At 44.9% G+C, this 1,015-nt stretch carries 3 pseudogenes; 2 read left to right on the forward strand and 1 reads right to left on the reverse strand.

Annotation, left to right across the window (positions count from 1 at the left end):
• Window positions 1-159, forward strand: a pseudogene (locus tag B7Y67_RS19335) (DUF502 domain-containing protein); the annotation flags it as partial.
• Between the two features lie 16 nt (window positions 160-175).
• Window positions 176-901: pseudogene (gene aspS, locus B7Y67_RS19340) on the forward strand (aspartate--tRNA ligase); the annotation flags it as partial.
• Window positions 902-935: 34 nt separating this feature from the next.
• On the opposite strand, the pseudogene B7Y67_RS19345 reads toward aspS, so the two are convergent.
• A pseudogene (locus B7Y67_RS19345) lies at window positions 936-1,015 on the reverse strand (sugar transferase); the annotation flags it as partial.

Here is a 1,015-nt window from a genome sequence, read left to right on the forward strand (position 1 = left end):
AATCCGACTTCTGGATTTTTTATGATTGTCCCCCGTGCGAACACTATTGAATTAGAGATGAGTGTCGAAGCGGCGCTCAAGCATATTGTTTCAATGGGATCTGTTCCTCCCACCAGTTCAACTGGTTTGCCCGTGATTGGGCCAAACCATCATCTTTGATTTATAGGAAATTGTTATGTCGATGCGAAGCCATACCTGCGGTCAGGTAACTGAATCACTCATTGGTCAGGAAATTACCCTGTCTGGTTGGGTAAATCGACGCCGTGACCACGGTGGCGTAATTTTTATTGACCTACGTGATCACCAGGGTTTTGTGCAGGTGGTATGCGATCCAGATCGTCCGGAAATGTTCGCTTTAGCTGAGCAGGTTCGTAACGAGTTTTGTATTCAGATCAAAGGCTTGGTGCGTGCGCGTCCAGCTGGTACCGAGAATAATGATTTAGTGAGTGGCAAGATTGAAGTGCTTTGCCATAGCTTGGTCATTCTTAATGCGTCTATTACTCCTCCATTCCAATTAGAGGATGAGAATTTATCTGAGACCACTCGCTTAACTCACCGCGTTCTAGATTTACGGCGCCCTCAAATGCAAAAGAATTTGCGTTTGCGTTACAACGTTGCCATGGAATGTCGTCGCTATTTCGACGCTGCAGGCTTTATTGATATTGAAACACCGATGTTGACCAAGAGTACTCCTGAGGGTGCGCGTGACTATCTAGTCCCTTCACGTGTACATGATGGTCAGTTCTTTGCATTGCCACAGTCCCCTCAATTGTTTAAACAATTGTTGATGGTGGCTGGTTTTGATCGCTACTACCAAATTACGAAGTGTTTCCGTGACGAAGATTTACGAGCTGATCGTCAGCCTGAATTTACTCAGATCGACTGTGAAACTGCCTTCTTGGATGAATTAGAAATTCCAACTCATATTGATTAAATAGGGCAGGCCTTGGACCGACAAAACTCATATCGCCCTTCAAAATACTCCATAACTGAGGAAGTTCATCCAAGCTGGATT

The sequence above is a fragment of the Polynucleobacter sp. 35-46-11 genome (genome assembly GCF_002281105.1).